We start from the raw sequence: 17,648 nt of genomic DNA, 5'->3' as shown, positions 1-17,648 counted from the left end.
ATAGTGCGTCCTTCCACTCAGGGGAAAAGACTGCACCATCAAACCCTGGGATCAAACATCTAGGATGGAGGCTGAACGGGTGTTGCTCTCGAAGAAGCAGAAGGCCTGAGCAGCATGATCGGGAGCACCTGGGGCAGGATGCCATGGGGCACTTCCATCAGCCGGGGTCCCCCTGCTGCTACAATGCCCGGTGCCAGGATCCAGCCTGGCAGTTGTAGCGGCCTGCGGCTCGGCCTCAAGCTCCGCCCTCGCGGCACGGATCTGTCCCAGGCGACGCTCTCTGTCGCGCATCCTGGCCCGCATCTCGCCGCCGTACCGCTCAGCGCCGAGAGCGGCATCCTCCTCGACATCGGTCCCCTCGGCCTGCGCCAGCCAGCCCTCGACCTCTGTCGCCAGTTCGGTCTCTGCCTCAGCCGCGAGAATGGCCGAGAGATCGAACTCCTTCGCCACGATCTCGCGGGCCAGATGCGCAGAATGCTCCTGGGGCACGAACTCTTACATTGAGGGCGACAACAGCCAGATCTCATCCACCTTCAAGGGCCGAAAGCCCTTCGTTATGCCGCCAGGCGAACCACCGCCTGCCGAGCCCAATCAGCCGTTACCCGGACACACTCCTAAGTTTGGTGCTCGAGCAGCTTGAAAGCTGAAGCAAGGGGGAAACCTACGTGGGCTGCGGCCGACGTCGCAATGATCCACGCCAGTTTAGGCGCGGGTCAAAGTGGGGCTGCCAGGCCTGAAGCCCGCTTGCTGCCGGGCCGCAATGCCTCGCCATTCTATGGCGGTGCCTACAGGCGTGTGGAGCCTGATGGGGCCGGCAGCACATTCCACGCGGCGCATTCTGAAGGCGCGTCATAAACAACTTCGCGATCAGCCTAAGTGTCATATGGCCGCGCATGATGGAGCGATTGCCTCCCTGTAACCGGACCCGCCTGAGACGTGTGTTCATGACCTCACGGGAGCGCAATGACGATGGCCAGCACCACCGGAACCCTTCTGTGGACCAGAAACAGTTCCGACACCGCCGCCGGCGGCTCCGAAGTGGTCGCCTTTGATCCGCGAAGCGGGCTCGTGCTGGCGCTTGGGCCAACTGGCGTGGAGGCACTCGACGCTTCCGACGGCACTCTTCGGTTCAACCTGCCGCGCGCCGACCTCGGCCCGCTGGGAACAGGCAACAGCGTGGCAGTTCACGGCGACGTCGTCGCAGTGGCCTATGACGGTCCGGCGCCCGGCAGCGACGGCACGGTCGCCTTCTATGGCCTGGCCGCCGACGGAAGTGGCGCCGCACTCGTCCGGCGGGTTCAGGCGGGCGCCGTGCCGGATATGGTCACCTTCACCCCGGATGGCAGCCGCCTGCTCGTCGCCATCGAGGGGGAGCCGAACGCCGGCTACGGCGTGGATGCCTCCGGAGACCCGGCGGGCGGCGTGGCCGTGATCGATGTGTCCAGCGGCGCCAGCACCTTCCTCGGCTTCGGCGGCTTCGACACGGAGGCCTTGCGCGCCGCCGGCGTGCGGATCACCGGCGTTGCCGGCGTCACGGCCGCGACCGATCTCGAGCCGGAATACATCACGATCTCCGCCGACGGCACCAAGGCTTACGTCACCTTGCAGGAGAACAACGCGATCGCCGTCCTTGACCTGGACACGCTGAGCTACACGAACATCTTCGCGCTCGGCACCAAGGACCATTCGGCCGAGGGCAACGGCCTCGACCCCTCCGACCGGGATGGCGGGCCGGGCATCGTGACCGCGCCGGTGCGCAGCATGTACATGCCGGACGGGATCGCGAGCTTCGAGCGTGACGGTCGGACCTACCTGGTCACCGCCAACGAGGGCGACGCGACGGAGTGGGGTGGCTACAGCGACCTTGCCCGCGTGAGCGCCCTCAATCTTGACGAGGCGAGCTTCGGCGGGGCCGCCGGCGTCGCCGCGGTCCAGGCAGCGGCGGCGCTCGGCCGGCTGGAGGTATCCGCGGTTGACGGCGACACGGACGGTGATGGCGACATCGACGTCCTCCACGCCCTGGGCGGACGCAGCTTCTCCATCTGGGAGGCAACCGAGACGGGCCTCGTGCAAACCTACGACTCCGGCGACCTGATCGAGCGCATGCTGCTCCAGGCGCGCCCCGACCTGTTCGACGACAACCGCTCCGACAGCAAGGGGCCGGAGCCCGAGAGCATCTCGCTCGGGGTCGTGGAAGGGCAGCTCTACGCCTTCGTGGCACTGGAGCGGGCGGACTCCGTCATGTCCTTCGCCATCAATTCCCCCTCGCAGGTGGAGTATGCCGGGCTCATCGCGACGGAGGACGCACCCGAGGTCATCCGCTTCGTGCCCGCCGAGGACGCGCCCGCCGGCGCGCCGTTGCTCATCTCGCCCAACGAAGGATCCGGCGTGACCACGGCGCACGACCTCGCCTCGGGAGATGGCAGCTTCACTCTGCAGATCCTCCACGCCTCCGACTTCGAGGCCGGGCTCGCGGCAACCACCCGGGCCAGCCGCTTCGCGGCCATTGTGGACAAGCTGGAGGACAGCGTCGCCAACAGCATCACCCTGTCGTCCGGCGACAACTATATTCCCAGCCCCTTCAACGCGGCCGGCACCGACCCTTCGGTGCGGGACGAGGTCCAGGATCTCTACGCTTGGCTGCTGGGCGTGCCCGCCAGCGACCTCGCCGGGCTCGCGCTGAACCCGGCCACGGTGGACATCGCCATCCTCAACGCGCTCGGTGTGCAGGCGAGCACCTTCGGCAACCATGAGTTCGACTTCGGCAGCGCGGCCGTGGCGGCGGCGATCGACGTGACGAAGTCCGCGGGGAGCACGGCGGCGTCGGTCACCTCCATCGGCGCGCTGTTCCCCTATCTTTCCGCCAACCTCGACTTCAGTGCCGACCCTGCCTTGCGCCCCCTTTTCACGGCCGCCCTGCGCGACGCCGCGACCTATGCCACCACGGCCTCCGACCTGTCCGACGCCGCGTCCCTCACCGCCGAGGCGGCGGACCAGCAGGTCTCGCCCTGGACCACCATGACCGAGGGCGGCGAGACCATCGGCGTGCTCGGGCTGACCACCCAGCTCCTCGCCTCCATCTCCTCCCCCGGCGGGGTCCGGGTGCTGGACCCGGCGGCCGATGGCGGGGTGGACAACACCGCCGAGCTGGCCACGATCCTGCAGCCCTATGTCGACCAAATGACCGCGCAGGGAATCGATAAGATCGTCCTGCTCAGCCACCTGCAGCAGTACCAGCTGGAGCTTGACCTGGCCGGCAGGCTGAGCGGCGTGGACGTCATCGTCGCCGGCGGCAGCCACGCGGTCTTCGCCGATGGAACCGATGCCCTCCAGCCCGGCGACACTGCGGACCAGGCCTATCCCGTCTTCGTCACCGCGGCCGATGGCAAGTCAACGGCCGTGGTCAACACCGGCAACGAATATGCCTATGTCGGGCGCCTCGTGGTCACCTTCGATGCGAATGGGGACATCATCCCCGCCAGCGTCGATCCGGTGGTGTCCGGGGCCTATGCCACGACCGATGCCACCGTTGCCTCCCTCTGGGGCGCCGACGACGCCTACGCCGAGGGCACACGGGGTGGCGCGGTGCGCGAGCTTACGGATGCGGTCGCCGCCGTCATCACGCAGAAGGACGGTAACCTCCTCGGCTACACCGATGTCTACCTGGAGGGCCGGCGCGGCGAGGTGAGGACGGAGGAGACCAACCTCGGCAGCCTCACCGCCGACGCGAACCTTTTCGTCGCGAAGCAGGTCGATGCGGGCGTCGCCGTGTCCATCAAGAACGGTGGCGGCATCCGCGCGGAGATCGGCGCGGTCGGCACCGGCGCGCTGGCCGGCGAACTGCCGCCCCAGGCTAATCCGGCCGCCGGGAAACCCGAGGGCGCGATCAGCCAACTCGACATCGAGAATTCGCTTCGCTTCAACAACGCGCTTTCCCTGGTCTCCGTCTCGGCGGAGGAGCTGGTCCGCATTTTCGAGCATGCCGTGGCGGGCGTGGCTCCGGGTGCCACGCCCGGTTCTTTCGGCCAGGTCGGCGGCGTGTCCTTCAGCTACGACCCGGCCGCGACCTCCCAAGTCCTGAACGTCGACGGATCGGTGCAACGCGCCGGCACCCGAGTGCAGAACCTCGTGATCCTGGATGAGGACGGCGCGGTGCTGGACACGGTGGTGCGGGACGGCGCGCTGGTGGGGGATGCCGAACGGGCCATCAAAATGGTCACGCTCAGCTTCCTCGCGGATGGCGGCGACGGCTACCCGATCGGTCTTTACGCCGACAGCCGGCAGGACCTTCTGAACAGCGCCTCGCTCGGCGAGGGCGCCGCGGCTTTTGCCGCGCGCGGCAGCGAGCAGGATGCCCTTGCCGAGTACCTGCGCGCCGAGCATGCGACGCCCGGTGCTGCCTATGCGGTCTCGGACACGACACCTGCGGGCGACGAGCGGATCCAGAACCTGGCCCTGCGCGAGGACACGGTGCTCGGTCCGCCGCAGACCGGCGGAAGCGGCGACGACGCCCTCGTTGGCCAGGACGGGCCGGATGTGCTGGCAGGGCTGGACGGCAATGATACGTTGAGCGGTGGAGGCGGTGCCGACAAGATCACCGGTGGCGCCGGCACGGACCTGCTCAGTGGCGAGGCCGGGGCGGATCTCCTGCTCGGCGGCGATGGCACGGACCTCCTCTACGGTGGCACAGAGAATGACGACCTCGAGGGCGGCGCCGGCGAGGACGTCCTTCTCGGCGAAGCCGGCAATGACCGTCTCGCTGGCGGGCTCGGCCGCGACACAGTCGCCGGCGGCTTGGGGGATGACACCGCCTCCGGTGGCCAGGGCGCCGACCTGCTCAGCGGGCAGGCGGGCGACGATGACCTAAACGGCGATGCCGGCGACGACGTGCTGGCCGGCGAGGCTGGCCGCGACACGCTGTCGGGCGGCACCGGGAACGACATTCTGCTCGGTGGCGAGGAGGCCGACGAGCTGCGTGGCGGTGCCGGGGCCGACACGCTGGTCGGCGGGAAGGGCGGCGACCTCATCATCGGTGAAGCCGGGGACGACCACCTCGTTGGCGAGGAAGGGAACGATGAATTCGTGTTCGCGCCCGGATGGGGCTGGGACACGATTGTCGATTTCGGCCAATCCTCTGCCAACGACGACCTGATCCGGTTCGCTCCGGGTGAATTTGCCAGTTTCGAGCAGGTTATGGCTGCCAGTCAGCAGGAGGAATCCGACGTCGTGATCACCAGTGAGATGGGAAACACCGTCACGCTGACGAATGTGTCCCTCCTGTCACTGACGCAAAGTGATTTCATCTTTGGCTAGGGGTGTTGTGTCCTTCACGAACTGCCCGGTTCTGAGACTCTTGGCTGCTCAAGCGATGAGGCGCGCGCGAGTGAGATCGTCTGGCCTGCCGCGTCCTCAGGGTTCTTGGTGTCCGGGGGAGCGAGCCTACATCGGGCTCTCAGGCACCCGCGGCGACTTGGCTTGGTGTCCTGCCGTGGAGGACGCGTGGTGGCGTGCGTCGTAAGAGGCGGTTGAGCCTCATGGTAGGGTTCTTCGCGCGAATGCTGCTCATGGAGAGCATGCTTGACCTAGTAGGCTCGCCCTCGAGGACATTCAGAGGAGTGGCGAGCTAGTTGTCATTGCGGATCTTGCTTGGTTGCTCTGACCGTCATCGCGATCAACGTACTGATCGGCGTCATTCAGGCTGTCCCATCCCCGGGGCCGCCCGATCATCGCGTCCTTCCCCCAATTCTCAAGCGCTGTGTTGGGATCCATGGTCCTGGATCCCGCTTGCCTCGCTCGTGCTGGAAATGCCTATGCAGGCGGTGCGGAAGCAATCACGGCTTCGAACTCTGCCGCCCTTGCCTTCGCTTGAGCAATGAGGCCCGACAGCCCAGCAGGATCATTGCACTGCAGAGTGACTGGCTCTTCTTGCTTCGGCGGGTACACCACCACCGTCCAACCGCTGGTCGTTTCCTCGCCGATTTGAAACCGGCAAGACAGATAGCTCCTCGTCTCCAGAACCCGCATGTGCTCGCTTACCTCTACAATCACGCCGCCTCGTAAGCTGCCTACCCAACTCTACGCTACCTACCCATGGTTGTATGCCGTCCTACAAACCCTTCGGGCATCCCGGATGGCGATTGGGGGCACCGTGCGCTCGCGGTATTGGCGCTGTCGCCTAGCTGAATTGGGCATGCCTCCGCGGCACGTCATCGATTCCGGATGAACATGTCCGGTTCGCTACATTTGTTCCTCGGAACGACCGGCTTGCGATGCCCAACGTTGTTGAACCAGCAGCAGGAGAGCCGGACTATGGCCAAGGAAAAGACATTGGCAGATGCATTCCATGAAACGCTGAAAGACATCTACTACGCGGAAAGGCAGTCAGTTCGATCTCTCAAGAAGTTGGCCAAGGCTGCATCCGACCTCGAACTTAAACAAGCTTTCGAAAAACATGGTCGGGAGAGCGCCGCACAACTCGATCGCCTGGAGCAGGTGTTTGAGAGCATTGGCAAGAAACCCCAATCCAAGACCAGCGAAGCCATTCAGGGATTGGCTGCCGAGATGGAAGAGGACATGGATGACTTCGGCGGTACACAAGCAGCTGATGCCGTGCTGATCGCCTCTGTGCAGGCGATCGAACACTACGAAATTGCCCGGTATGGTGCCCTCGTCGCCTGGGCGCGGAAACTTGGTAATCTGGACGCAGCGGAACTCCTGAACACCACTCTGGAAGAGGAGAAGGCGACCGACGTATTCCTCACCGAGCTAGCGGAGAAGCTCAACGCTGAGGCAAGCGTGTAACGGCTGGATTTCTCTGCTGAGCCGATGCAAGGCGAGCAGTCTCTGTTGTCGCCGCAGGCAAAATTCTGCAACAGCGATCTTGACCACATCTCTACCACAGGGATGGAACCCGGACCTGCTCCTGGTCCAGCTCCGTTTGTTCATGGACGTGTGGAGAACACCGCCGGGTACCTCCAAATTGTTGGTCCCCACGTATGGACATCCTGGCCCGACGGGGCATCCCGATGCTGGCGACAAAAAACTGCTTCTTCGTGCTCGCGTCGAAGGTGACTTCCCAGCGTACCAGCGCCTCATGGCATCACAGCACGCCGAGAGTATGGGCGGTCCCTTTAGCAAACGAGCGACTTGGGGGGGGCGTTCTGCCATGACATTGTCCGTTGGTCACTGTTTGGACATGGTGCACTCATGGTCGACCACCGCGACACTGGAATGTGCGTGGGCCAGGTCGACATCAACGATGGGCCTCTGTTCCCTGAAAAGGGCTTTGCTGAGCTGGTTTACGAAGATTACAAAGGCTTCGGCTACGCAACGGAGGCTGTGGCCGCATTGCGGGACCGGGCAGGAGGGGCGCTCGGTTACGGCGGGCTGGTTAGCTACATCGCCCCCAGCAATCTAGCATCTATCAAGGTTGCGGAGCGGCTCGAAATGGCACTGGATCCAACAGCCCCGGAGCAAGATCCAAGGGGTCCTGTTCACCGGCATGGCAGCAAGGCCTGACAGATCTGGTCGAGGATGGTTAATGAATTGTGCGTGGGTTGCGGCCTGACGTTCATTGCCGGATCTCACAAATTCTCCCTGATCTCCTAACGTGTGACTTTGGCTCAGACGCTTCGTGTGTGGCAGCGCCTCCTTCGAACGAGCAGCGAAGATGCAGCACCGGACGCACGCGTGCAGAACTCCTGTCTTTTCTCGAATTCTTCATGCACCGCCTGCATCTACAAGGGCATTCTTCCGACAACATACCAATTTAGCGCTGAAAACATCAGCGTGTGGAGGACGCCCGGGAGGGTATGACAAAAAAGGAAAGGACACGCACGTCGAAAAAGCGGGCTGGAAAGCAGTTTGCAGCACTGCCCCTTGCGATCCGGGAGGGTGAAGTCAGGGTGATGCTGGTGACCAGTCGCGAAACCCGACGTTGGGTGCTGCCCAAAGGCTGGGCCGAACCGGATCTGGCACCACACGAGCTGGCAGCCAAGGAGGCGTTCGAGGAGGCAGGTCTAGTTGGCAAGGTCGATTCAAACCCGATCGGCTTTTACTGCTATCGCAAACGCCTGCGCGATGGCCGTTCAAGGCACTGCAAAGTCGGTGTCTTCCCCCTGTGGGTTGTGCAGCAACTGGAAACCTGGCCTGAGCAAGGGCAGCGCGAGACACGCTGGTTTACACCCGCTCAGGCAGCCATGGAGGTCGAGGAGTGTGGTCTGGTCACGCTCTTGCTGCGCCTTACGGTTCCAGGGGGATGATACCGATAATCCAGCCAGGGCGTACGTCCGATAACGCTTGCTCTGGCGCCGTCTTCATTCTCGCCTGTTCGCGTCTGCCGTCGTGCAGCAGGCGAGCTAAGATCGTGGCTTTGCGATAGCGAGGGTCATGCGTCACTTCCTCGCCCACCCAGGAGGGCATCAGGAACAATTTATCTATATGCAGCACGCCGAAGCGACCCGGCAGTATCGCAGCGTGTTCATTTCGGACGTTCATGTGGGCACGCGCGGATGCCGTGCGGAATTCCTGGCCGACTTTCTGCGCTCCATGGCTTGCGAGCAGCTTTATCTTGTCGGCGACATCGTGGATGGGTGGCGGCTCCGCAAGTCATGGTACTGGGATGCGCATCATGACGAGGTGATCCGCCTGGTTCTGCGACATGCGCGGCATGGCTCGGCGGTCACCTATATCCCCGGCAACCACGACGAGAAGTTCCGGGATTGGCACATCCACCACGCCGAGATGCGCGAGAACGGCGGCATCGTCTACAGGAACGATGGCGACTGGGTGGAGAGCTGCACCGCGCTCGTGGAGCATTTCGACGGGCGCTTCGAACTGGTGGCCTGGGCGGAGGAGCGCAAGCTGTCCTTCTTCCGCCCGCGGCGCGCCGCGGAGCCGGCGCTCGATACCGCGGTGGATGCGAGTTGAAGGCAGGCCAGCGGCCCGCCCGGTGCTTTCTTCCGTGATCCCGGGCTGGCGTAGTCGCCACGCCGGCACTTCAGGTTGAGCCCGCCGCCTCCGCCCTCCCGTCCGCCATCCCGCCCTTTGCGGCCAGCGGCAGCGTGTTGCCACGCCATACCGTCGTCCCGCTGGTCCAGCCGAGCAGCCAGAGGCCGAGCATCATCGCGTCCCGGACGGGAAAGGCGGCAACGATGCGCCAGGACAGCGGCCAGCCCTTGGCGCGCGCAAGTGCCGCTTCGGCGCCGTACCAGGCCAGGATGATCCCGGCCGCGGCAAGCAGGGGATCGCCGCCTGAGGCCCGCGCGGCAAGGAGCGCGAGCAGCAGCGGCAGAGCAGGGGTGGTCGCGATCTCCGGCGCGAAGAAGAGTGGGAAGGTGATCCGGCGCAGCCGCGCCCAGCGCAGCTGGCGCCGCCAAACCTGCGCCGCGCTGCGGCGGCCGAGCGGTTGCTCGAAGGGGGAGTCGACAAGGCGCACGCGCTTGCCCGCACGGCGGACGAGCTTGGTGGCCGCCGCGTCCTCGGCGATCTCCGCGGCCAGCGCGCGGATGCCGCCCTGCTCCTCCAGGAAGGGTTTGTGCCACAGCATGCTCTTGCCCTGGGCAAAGCCGAAGCCGCAGGCCTCCCCGGCATATTGCCACCGGGCCTGATGGGTGTTGAGGAAGGCGCATTCCACGGCGGCCCAGAACCCTTCCGCGCGGGTGCCGAGAGGGGTCGAGCAGACCAGCCCGGTGTCGGGCCGCCAGCACTTGAGCAGTTGCTCCAGGTAGTCCGGCGGGAGCAGCACGTTGGAGTCCGCCAGAACGATCCAGTCGTGCTGCGCAGCTTGCCAGCCCTTGACGCAGTTGTTCAACTTCGGGTTGCCGCTCACCCGGTCGCCGCCGATCAGCAGGCGAGCCCCGGCGGCAGGATGGGCGGCGATCAGCCGGCGGATGAGCGGCACCACGGGATCGTCGGCGCGGTCGACGCAGAAGATCACCTCATAGGCGGGATGATCGAGCGCGAAGCTGCTCGCGAGCGTCGCCTCCACGAAGGGTTCCAGGCCGCAGGCCGGGCGGATGATCGTCACGGGATCCCCGCGGGACGCGTGGAGGCGCTCCCGCCGGCGGAGCCGCCGCGCGGCGAGCGCCATGCTGCCGAGATTGGTGGCAAGCAGCATCGCGCTGGCCGCGCCGGCCCAGATGTCGGGCGTCATGCGGCGGTTTGGGGCGTGCGAACGGCGGTAAGCACCTCGGCCATGTTCCTCGTGACCACATCGGATCAGCAAGGCGGCGGATTACCGCCTCCGCCGCCTCTGCTCGGGCCAGGATGGCAGGGCCGCGTGATGGGCCGGCGATGGTTGGATGACAGGACCGTGGCACGGCGGGCGCCGGCATCCGCTCGCTTGCCGGCACCGCGGCCCGCCAGGCGGTCCGGTTCCACGGCCAAACGCCAGCAGTGGGAGATGCGCTCGCCACCGAGCCGGAACGTGTCACCCAGGCTGCACCGGGGCGACATCGGCCTGTCATCAGGGCATGGCCATTTGCTTGGCCTGATCGGACGAGGTTCAGGGACACTTCGCGATGCACGAGCCGGAAGCAGACCGCGTTGCCCTGGCCTATGATCGATGGGCACCCGTCTATGACCTCGTGTTCGGGCGTGTCTTCCGGCGGGGAAGGCGGGCGGCCATCGAGGTGGCCGAGCGCACCGGCGGCCGCATCCTCGAGGTCGGGGTCGGGACCGGCCTGTCGCTGGCCGGATATGACCGGCGCAATCTTGTCTTCGGCCTCGATATCTCGGCTCCCATGCTCTGGAAGGCGCGCGGGCGGGTTGCTGGGCAGGGGCTGAGCCATGTGGGTGGGCTCGCCGTCATGGACGCAGAGCGCCTGGCTTTTCCGGATGGCTGCTTCGACGTGGTGGTGGCGCAGTATGTAGTGACCGCCGTGCCAAACCCTGAGCGGGCGTTGGACGAGTTCCTGCGCGTGCTGCGCACCGGCGGCGAGATCGTCATCACCACTCGGGTCGGCGCCGAGACGGGACTGCGCGCGGTGATCGAGCGCTGCCTGATGCCGCTGACCAGCCGCCTGGGCTGGCGCACGGAGTTTCCGTGGCGGCGCTACGCCGATTGGGCAGCAGGCGCGGCCGGAGTTCGGCTGGCCGAGCGGCGCCCGCTGCCACCCCTCGGCCATTTCTCGCTGGTCCGCTTTGAAAAAACCCTGGCCTCGCCGGCACGCATGCGCCCTGCCGCCGGGAACGGTAGCCCGCCAGGGTATGCGACGCTTTTCCTCCCAGAGAAGGATTCGTGATGAACGGTTTCATTGAGCACCTGCGCGAGCAGCGGTGGGACGACCACCGCTACTATCACCACAGCCGCATCAACCAGAGCCTCCACCTGCTCAGCGCCATCAGCTTCGTCGTCGCTTACATCATGATGTTCAGGGACCCTGCCGTGGCGGCTCTGATCGGATGGCTCGTAGCGATGACGAGCCGTCAGGTCGGGCACCTGTTCTTCGAGCCCAAGGGCTACGACGTCGTGAACCAGGCCACGCACGAGCACAAGGAAGAGATCAAGATCGGCTACAATCTCCACCGCAAGATCCTGCTGATGTCGGTCTGGGCACTGTCGCCGCTGCTGCTGCTGCTGGACCCCGCGCTGCTCGGGGCCGTCGAGCCGCACCGGACGCTGGGCGAGTTCCTGCGCAACACCGGCTACCTCTGGCTGGCGCTCGGACTCGGCGGGCTGCTATGCCGCATGGTCCAGCTCTTCATCATCCGCGACGTGCGGACGGGCTTGGTCTGGGCCGTGAAGATCCTCACCGACCCCTTCCATGACATCAAGCTGTACCACAAGGCGCCCACCCATCTCCTCCGGGGCGAGCTGATGGATCCTTCGGCTGCGGGCAAGCACGCGCGGTAGCGCCGGCTTGCCCGGTGAAAGCATTACGCCACCTGCCCTTTAGCCCGCCCGCGCCAGCGATGGAGCAGCATCTCCCGGAGCACGCGGCGGCGGAGGGCCCGGTTGGTCGTCGCAGGGCCATCCCACCAGCCATCGCGCTGCATGGTGCGGGCGGCGGCCAGGAAGCGGGCGGCCACCTCGGCGAACTCCGCGTTGGTGTAGTTCAGGCTGAAGATCAGCCGCCCGGTGCCGACCCAGCTCAGCGCCAGCCCCTCCGCTCGCAGGTAGTATTGCAGCATCCAGTTGTAGCGCGAGGGCCGGGTGTAGAGGACGGTCCAGACCGTCGAAAAATTGGCGACACTAACGGGAAGGCCCTCCGCCGCGAGGCGGGTGTTGAGGTCGGCCGCGCGCCCGTCCCAGATCTCGTCCAGCCCGTCGTACAGCGCTCTGGTCTCAGGCCGCTCCAGCCGGCGCAGGAAGGCTTGCATGGTGCCCATGACGTAGGGATGGGCGTTGAAGGTTCCGCGCGCGAAGCAGACATCCACCGGGCTCTCATCCCGAAAGCGCTTCATCAGCGCGCGCCGGCCGCAGAGCACGCCGACCGGCAGGCCGCCGCCAAGCGTTTTGCCGTAGGTCACCAGATCTGCGCGCACCCCGAAATACTCCTGCGTGCCGCCTGGCGCGAGGCGGAAGCCGAGGAACACCTCGTCGAGAATGAGCACGATGTTGCGCTCCGTGCAGACGGCGCGGAGGTGGCGCAGCCAGTCGGCATAAGCGGCGCGGTCGAAGCCGGCCTGGCGGCTGCTGTCGACGAGAGAGGAATCGGCCGGCGCTGCCGCGTTCGGGTGGAGCGCCTGGAGCGGGTTGACGAGGACGCATGCGATGTTCCGCCGCGTGCGGAGCACGTGCAGCGCACGGTCGGACATCTCGGCAAGGGTATAGGTCTCGCGCGCCGGCACCGGGTTGCCGATGCCCGGCTGCACGTCGCCCCACCAGCCATGATAGGCGCCGGAGAAGCGCACAAGGTGCGATCGACCGGTGTGGTAGCGCGCGAGCCGCACCGCCTGCATCACCGCCTCGGTGCCGGACATGTGGAAGGACACCTCGTCGAGACCGGAGAGGGTCCGCAGGCGCGCGACGTTTTCCGCGACGGTGGGATGGTAGGCGCCGAGGACTGGCCCCAGCGCTTCCACATGCGCCGATCCCTCGGCGATGCATGCCTTGTAGAAGTCGTATCCGAGCAGATTCACCCCGTAGGAGCCGGTGAGGTCGTAGAAGACGTTGCCGTCGAGGTCGGTTACCGTCACCCCCGCGGAGGACGCCAGGAAGCTGCCGCCCGCGAGGTGTCGGCGGACGAAGCGGCTGTACTGGAAGGGCACGCGGTAGGCCGCGGTGAACTGCAGGTCCGGCAAACCAGCCTTCATTTCCTCGGTCATCGCCGCCGTGCGCGGGAAGCGCTTGCGGTAGAGCGCGCCCAGGCGACCAAAGCCCTCGCGCCGCCGTGCAACGACCTCCTCGGCTGCGTCGTCCGAGCTGAAGAACCGATCTTCGTTGAACTCATAGAAAGGGATGAGCGCGGCCACGCGCCGCGCCATGCGGACATGCCCAGTGAGCGAGCGGTGCTTCGCGCGCGAGAGCGCGAGCCGCGCGCGGCCTCGGGTGAGAAGGGCCGCGCAGACCCCGGCGCCAGCAAGATAAGGCGCGAAGGCGCCAAACTGGGTCAACATTCTACCGTCCTGTCACGAGGTTGATGCCATGCCGACGCTTCGATCCACCCTCGCGCGCATCACGCAGCAGGAGGACATCAACTTCCTTTTGACCAACCGCATTCCGCGGCGCCTGGCAACGCGCTTCGTCGGGTGGTTCAGCCGGATCGAGCATCCGGTGGTGCGTGACCTGTCGATCGGCCTCTGGCGGCTCTTCGCCGATCTCGACCTGAGCGACGCGAGGAAGACATCCTTCCGCAGCCTGCACGACTGCTTCATCCGGGAACTGAAGCCGGGCGCGCGGCCGGCGGACGCGGACCCTGCGCTGCTCGTTAGTCCCTGCGACGCGATCGTCGGCGCCTCCGGTCAGGTGGAAGGTGGCCAGGTGCTGCAGGTGAAGGGCTTTCCCTATCCGCTGCGGGACCTGCTGGGTGATGCGGGGGAGGCTGCGGCCCATGAGGGCGGCGCCTATGTCACACTGCGGCTCACCTCGGCCATGTACCACCGCTTCCATGCGCCGCACGACCTGCGCGTCGAAGCCGTTACCTATATCTCCGGCGACACCTGGAACGTGAACCCAATCGCCCTGAAGCGCATTGAGAAGTTGTTCTGCCGCAACGAGCGGGCGCCGATCCGTGCCGTGCTCGCGCGTACGGGTTACCGCATCACGCTTGTGCCCGTGGCAGCCATCCTGGTCGCGAGTATCCGCTTTCGCTTTGTCGATATCCTGCTGGACCTGCGGCAGGGCGGCGCACGGCAGATTTCCTGCAATGCGCCGCTGCGCAAGGGAGAGGAGATGGGCTGGTTCCAGCACGGCTCGACGATCATCCTCTTCGCACCCGCGGGGTTCCGGCTGCATGAGGCGCTGCGGGAGGGTGGCAACATTCGCGCCGGCCAACCTCTTATGTGGCTGCCGGACGCAGGGGGCGCGGAGGCCTGACGCGGATCGCGCGTCGCGCGGCTTGGGCATGGCCGGTTCAGTCCGCGGCCAGGCTTGCCAGCGCGCCGCGAAACTGGGCGGCGGAGGCCTCCCAGGACCATTCCGCGGCGTGGCGGCGGCATGCCGTGCGGCAGCGGCCGAGGGCGGCGAGGCAGGCGGCGCGCAGGTCCTCGTCCAGCGCGCCGACCGGCTCCGCCGCGCCGCCGAGCACGTCCAGCGGCCCCGCCACGGGATAGGCGGCCACCGGCGTGCCCGCCGCCAGCGCTTCCAGCAGCACCAGCCCGAAGGTGTCGGTGCGGGAAGGAAAGACGAACACGTCCGCGCCGGCATAGGCGGCGGCGAGGGCGCCGTTCTCGCGGTAGCCGGTGAAGTGCGCCTCCGGGAACCGCTCCTGCAGCGCGGCACGGTGCGGCCCGTCGCCCACCACCACCTTCGAGCCCGGCAGGTCGAGGGAAAGGAAGGCCCCGATGTTCTTCTCCACCGCGACGCGGCCGGCATAAAGGAAGACGGGCCGCGCCAAGCCTTCCCAGGGATCGCGCGGCTCCATCGGAAAGCGGCCGAGGTCCACCCCGCGCGACCAGCGCCGCAGCCGGGGGAAGCCGCGCCCTTCCAGTTCCCGCAGGAGGGATGCCGTGGCAGCGAAGGTGGCGGCGGCGGGCGCGTGGAAGCGCCGCAGCAGCGCCCAGGACCAGGCCAGGGGCACGCGGGCACGGATGTGGAGGTATTCCGGGAAGCGGGTGTGGAAGGAGGTGGTGAAGCGCCAGCCGCGGCGCCGGCAGAGGCCGCGGGCGGCCCAGCCCAGGGGCCCCTCCGTCGCGATGTGGATGGCGTCCGGCGCGAATTCGTCGATCAGCCCGGCCAGGCGCCGGCGGCGCACGAGGGCCAGCCTGATCTCGGGATAGGAGGGCAGGGCCAGGGTATGGAAATGCGCCGGTCCGATGACCTCCGCCACGTCGCCGCGGCGGCGGAGGTGCTCCATCACGGTCGAGAGCGTGCGCACGACGCCGTTCACCTGCGGCAGCCAGGCATCGGAGATGATGAGGATCCGTGCGGAACAGGGCAGGTGGTCCGGTCCGCCGGCAAGGCCGTGGGGTGCGGGGGCGTGGCCCGGCTTCCTCACGCCGTGGAGGACGGCCGGGCCGGTGATGTGCCGCGCGACGCGCCAGGGGGCGCCGGCATCGCCGGGATGCGCCGGCCGCTTCATGGGCCGCTTGCCACTTCTGCGCATTCCGGCGCCGTCCGGAACGGGTGCGCCGCGACCGTGGGGTTCACGCCATGACCATGCCAGGTTTCGGGGCGGTTCATAGCGACGGGCGGGGAAGTCCGGCGTGAACCTTCCATGACCCGCCTCGACGACCGGCCCGGGCCCTTGCCCCATGGCGCGCGATGCTGCGCATGGCGGCACCGGACCGGCAGCGCCATCACCCGGGGCAGGCCAGCGCCTGACGGGCCCGGCCGGGCGCTGGCCCGCACGCCGTGTCGCTCCCTCATCGTCGTCGCGCCGTCGGTCATCGGCGGGGCCCGGCCCATCCCCCGCAAAGCAAATGTTTGCGGCGGATGGGTGAAGCTTTCATGATAACCTCGACGGTTCCGGCAACAGCTCCCTCCCCGCAGCGTTCGAGCGCACCATGACCGCCCCAAAGCCTCGCCCCACCGAGATCGAGATCAAGTTCCTCCTGCCGGATGGCGACCCCGCGGCGCTTGACGGCCATCCCATGCTGCGCGGTTGCGAGGCGGGACCACCCTCACGCGAGACGACGACCTATTTCGACACGGCGGACCGCGCCTTCGCCCGGGCCGGCGCCAGCTTCCGCCTTCGGCGGGCCGGCAACCGCTCGGTGCAGACCCTTAAGCTCCGCGACGGGGGCGGTCCCTTCGGGCGCGGGGAATGGGAATGGCCGGTGAAGGGCGGCCAGCCGGACCGGCGGCAACTGGCGGAGACGCCCCTCGCCGGCCTGGAAGGGGAACTCATCCCCGTTTTCACGGCCGAGGTGGTGCGCCGCTTGCGGAGGCTGCGGCACGAGGATGCGACCATCGAGATCGTGGTGGACGAGGGCACCATCCAGGCCGGAAAACGGACCGAAGCCATCCGCGAGGCCGAGCTGGAGCTGAAGGGGGGAAGCCCGGCCGCGCTCCACCGCCTGGCCGCGCGCCTCCAGGCCGATCTTCGCCTGGTCCTTGGGGCCGAGAGCAAGTCCGATCGCGGCTGGCGCCTGCTGACGGGGGAGCCGCGCCGGGGCGCGAAGGCGCAGGACATCGACCTGCCGCACGACATCGTCGCGGCGGAGGCGTTCCGGCGGATCGTCGCGGCCATTCTCGCCTCCCTCCTCGCACACCAGCCCGCCGCGGCGGCGGGCGTGATGGAGGGGGTGCACGGGATGCGCATCGCCACGCGCCGCCTGCGGGCCCTTCTGGCGCTGTTCCGCCCTTGCCTCGCCGCGGAAACCGAGGCGCGCTTCACCGCCGGCTTGCGGGACCTCGCGCGGGTGCTGGGCGAGGCGCGCGACTGGGACGTGTTCGTCGCCGAGACCTTGCCGCAGGCGGCCGGTGCGGAGGCCGACCGCCTGCGCCCCCTGGCGGAGGCCGAGCGGCGCGCGGCCCATGGCCGCGTGGTGGAGGAGTTCGGGCGCCCCGCCCTGACAAGCCTCGTGCTCGGCCTGACGGCCTGGGCGGAGGATCCGGCGGCATTGTCGGGCGAGGCGGGTGGCGGCGCGATGGACGAGCCCTTGCTGGACCTCGCCCCGGGGCTGGTGGAGCGACTGGCGCGAAAGGCCCGGCGGCGCGGCCGGCATATCCGCCGCCGCTCCGAGGCGGAGCTGCACGAGCTCCGCAAGGCGCTGAAGAAGCTCCGCTACGGGATCGAGTTCGTCGCACCGCTGCACAAGGCGAAGCGCGTGTCGGCCTATCTGCACCACTGCAAGCTGCTTCAGGAGAAGCTGGGCGCGCTCAACGATGCGGCCGTGGCCGTGACCCTGGCCGGGCGCCTGGCGCAGAACGACGCGGCCCTGGCGCCGGCAGCGCTGGCCGTGAGCGCCTGGGCCGATGCGCGGCGGGCGGAGGCCCACCACGATCTTCGGAAGGCCTGGCGTGCTTTCAGGGACGCGCCCCTTCCGCGGCCGGTCGGCTGAGACGGCCCGCCGCCTCCCTGCGGCACTGACACGGAACTGAC

13 protein-coding genes are annotated in these 17,648 nt (G+C 67.4%); 9 read left to right on the top strand and 4 right to left on the bottom strand.

What is annotated here, in order from left to right; all coding sequences use genetic code 11:
- Positions 1 to 51: 51 nt before the first annotated feature.
- Complete coding sequence (locus ACFFIC_RS23175; RefSeq protein WP_377054804.1) at positions 52 to 489, bottom strand: hypothetical protein; 438 nt, start codon at positions 487 to 489, stop codon at positions 52 to 54.
- A gap of 480 nt (positions 490 to 969) precedes the next feature.
- Here ACFFIC_RS23175 and ACFFIC_RS23170 point away from each other — a divergent pair, with 480 nt between their 5' ends.
- The 5 genes from ACFFIC_RS23170 to ACFFIC_RS23150 all read left to right on the top strand — a co-directional run bounded on the left by ACFFIC_RS23170 (position 970) and on the right by ACFFIC_RS23150 (position 8,928).
- Complete coding sequence (locus tag ACFFIC_RS23170; RefSeq protein WP_377054802.1) at positions 970 to 5,313, top strand: choice-of-anchor I family protein; 4,344 nt, start codon at positions 970 to 972, stop codon at positions 5,311 to 5,313.
- Between the two features lie 996 nt (positions 5,314 to 6,309).
- Positions 6,310 to 6,801 (top strand): YciE/YciF ferroxidase family protein, encoded by a 492-nt coding sequence (locus ACFFIC_RS23165; protein WP_377054800.1) that lies wholly within the window; start codon positions 6,310 to 6,312, stop codon positions 6,799 to 6,801.
- Positions 6,802 to 7,206: 405 nt separating this feature from the next.
- Positions 7,207 to 7,518 (top strand): GNAT family N-acetyltransferase, encoded by a 312-nt coding sequence (locus tag ACFFIC_RS23160; RefSeq protein ID WP_377054798.1) that lies wholly within the window; start codon positions 7,207 to 7,209, stop codon positions 7,516 to 7,518.
- A gap of 293 nt (positions 7,519 to 7,811) precedes the next feature.
- Positions 7,812 to 8,261: an NUDIX hydrolase gene (locus ACFFIC_RS23155; RefSeq protein WP_377054796.1), complete on the top strand. Its 450-nt coding sequence runs from the start codon at positions 7,812 to 7,814 to the stop codon at positions 8,259 to 8,261.
- Between the two features lie 178 nt (positions 8,262 to 8,439).
- Positions 8,440 to 8,928 carry a UDP-2,3-diacylglucosamine diphosphatase gene (locus ACFFIC_RS23150; protein ID WP_377054794.1) on the top strand — a complete coding sequence of 163 codons (489 nt, stop codon included), beginning with the start codon at positions 8,440 to 8,442 and terminating at the stop codon, positions 8,926 to 8,928.
- 70 nt (positions 8,929 to 8,998) lie between these two features.
- Here ACFFIC_RS23150 and ACFFIC_RS23145 read toward each other — a convergent pair whose 3' ends face one another.
- On the bottom strand, positions 8,999 to 10,153 hold the full coding sequence (locus tag ACFFIC_RS23145; RefSeq protein WP_377054792.1) for a ceramide glucosyltransferase: 1,155 nt from the start codon (positions 10,151 to 10,153) through the stop codon (positions 8,999 to 9,001).
- 367 nt (positions 10,154 to 10,520) lie between these two features.
- Between ACFFIC_RS23145 and ACFFIC_RS23140 the strand changes: the two genes are divergently transcribed.
- Together ACFFIC_RS23140 and ACFFIC_RS23135 are read left to right on the top strand one after the other, a co-directional pair.
- Positions 10,521 to 11,243 (top strand): class I SAM-dependent methyltransferase, encoded by a 723-nt coding sequence (locus ACFFIC_RS23140; RefSeq protein ID WP_377054790.1) that lies wholly within the window; start codon positions 10,521 to 10,523, stop codon positions 11,241 to 11,243.
- Entirely contained in the window at positions 11,243 to 11,854 is a 612-nt protein-coding gene (locus ACFFIC_RS23135; RefSeq protein ID WP_377054788.1) for a hypothetical protein, read from the top strand. The genes ACFFIC_RS23140 and ACFFIC_RS23135 overlap by 1 nt, the downstream gene beginning before the upstream one ends.
- A 23-nt stretch (positions 11,855 to 11,877) precedes the next feature.
- Here ACFFIC_RS23135 and ACFFIC_RS23130 read toward each other — a convergent pair whose 3' ends face one another.
- Positions 11,878 to 13,560: an aminotransferase class III-fold pyridoxal phosphate-dependent enzyme gene (locus tag ACFFIC_RS23130; protein WP_377054786.1), complete on the bottom strand. Its 1,683-nt coding sequence runs from the start codon at positions 13,558 to 13,560 to the stop codon at positions 11,878 to 11,880.
- Positions 13,561 to 13,588: 28 nt separating this feature from the next.
- Here ACFFIC_RS23130 and asd point away from each other — a divergent pair, with 28 nt between their 5' ends.
- The gene (gene asd / locus ACFFIC_RS23125; protein ID WP_377054784.1) at positions 13,589 to 14,479 is read left to right on the top strand and encodes an archaetidylserine decarboxylase; all 891 of its coding nucleotides are present in this window, start codon (positions 13,589 to 13,591) and stop codon (positions 14,477 to 14,479) included.
- Positions 14,480 to 14,516: 37 nt separating this feature from the next.
- On the opposite strand, the gene ACFFIC_RS23120 is transcribed toward asd, so the two are convergent.
- A complete protein-coding gene (locus ACFFIC_RS23120) occupies positions 14,517 to 15,683 on the bottom strand; it encodes a glycosyltransferase family 4 protein (protein ID WP_377054782.1) in 1,167 nt (388 codons plus the stop codon).
- 424 nt (positions 15,684 to 16,107) lie between these two features.
- Here ACFFIC_RS23120 and ACFFIC_RS23115 point away from each other — a divergent pair, with 424 nt between their 5' ends.
- The gene (locus ACFFIC_RS23115; RefSeq protein ID WP_377054780.1) at positions 16,108 to 17,607 is read left to right on the top strand and encodes a CYTH and CHAD domain-containing protein; all 1,500 of its coding nucleotides are present in this window, start codon (positions 16,108 to 16,110) and stop codon (positions 17,605 to 17,607) included.
- Positions 17,608 to 17,648 lie beyond the last annotated feature (41 nt).

The sequence above is a fragment of the Muricoccus vinaceus genome (assembly GCF_042433125.1).
GTDB classification, from domain to species: domain Bacteria; phylum Pseudomonadota; class Alphaproteobacteria; order Acetobacterales; family Acetobacteraceae; genus Roseomonas; species Roseomonas vinacea.
The sequence above is the reverse complement of the archived record's forward strand: the minus strand, read 5'-3'. Positions and strand labels throughout refer to the sequence as shown.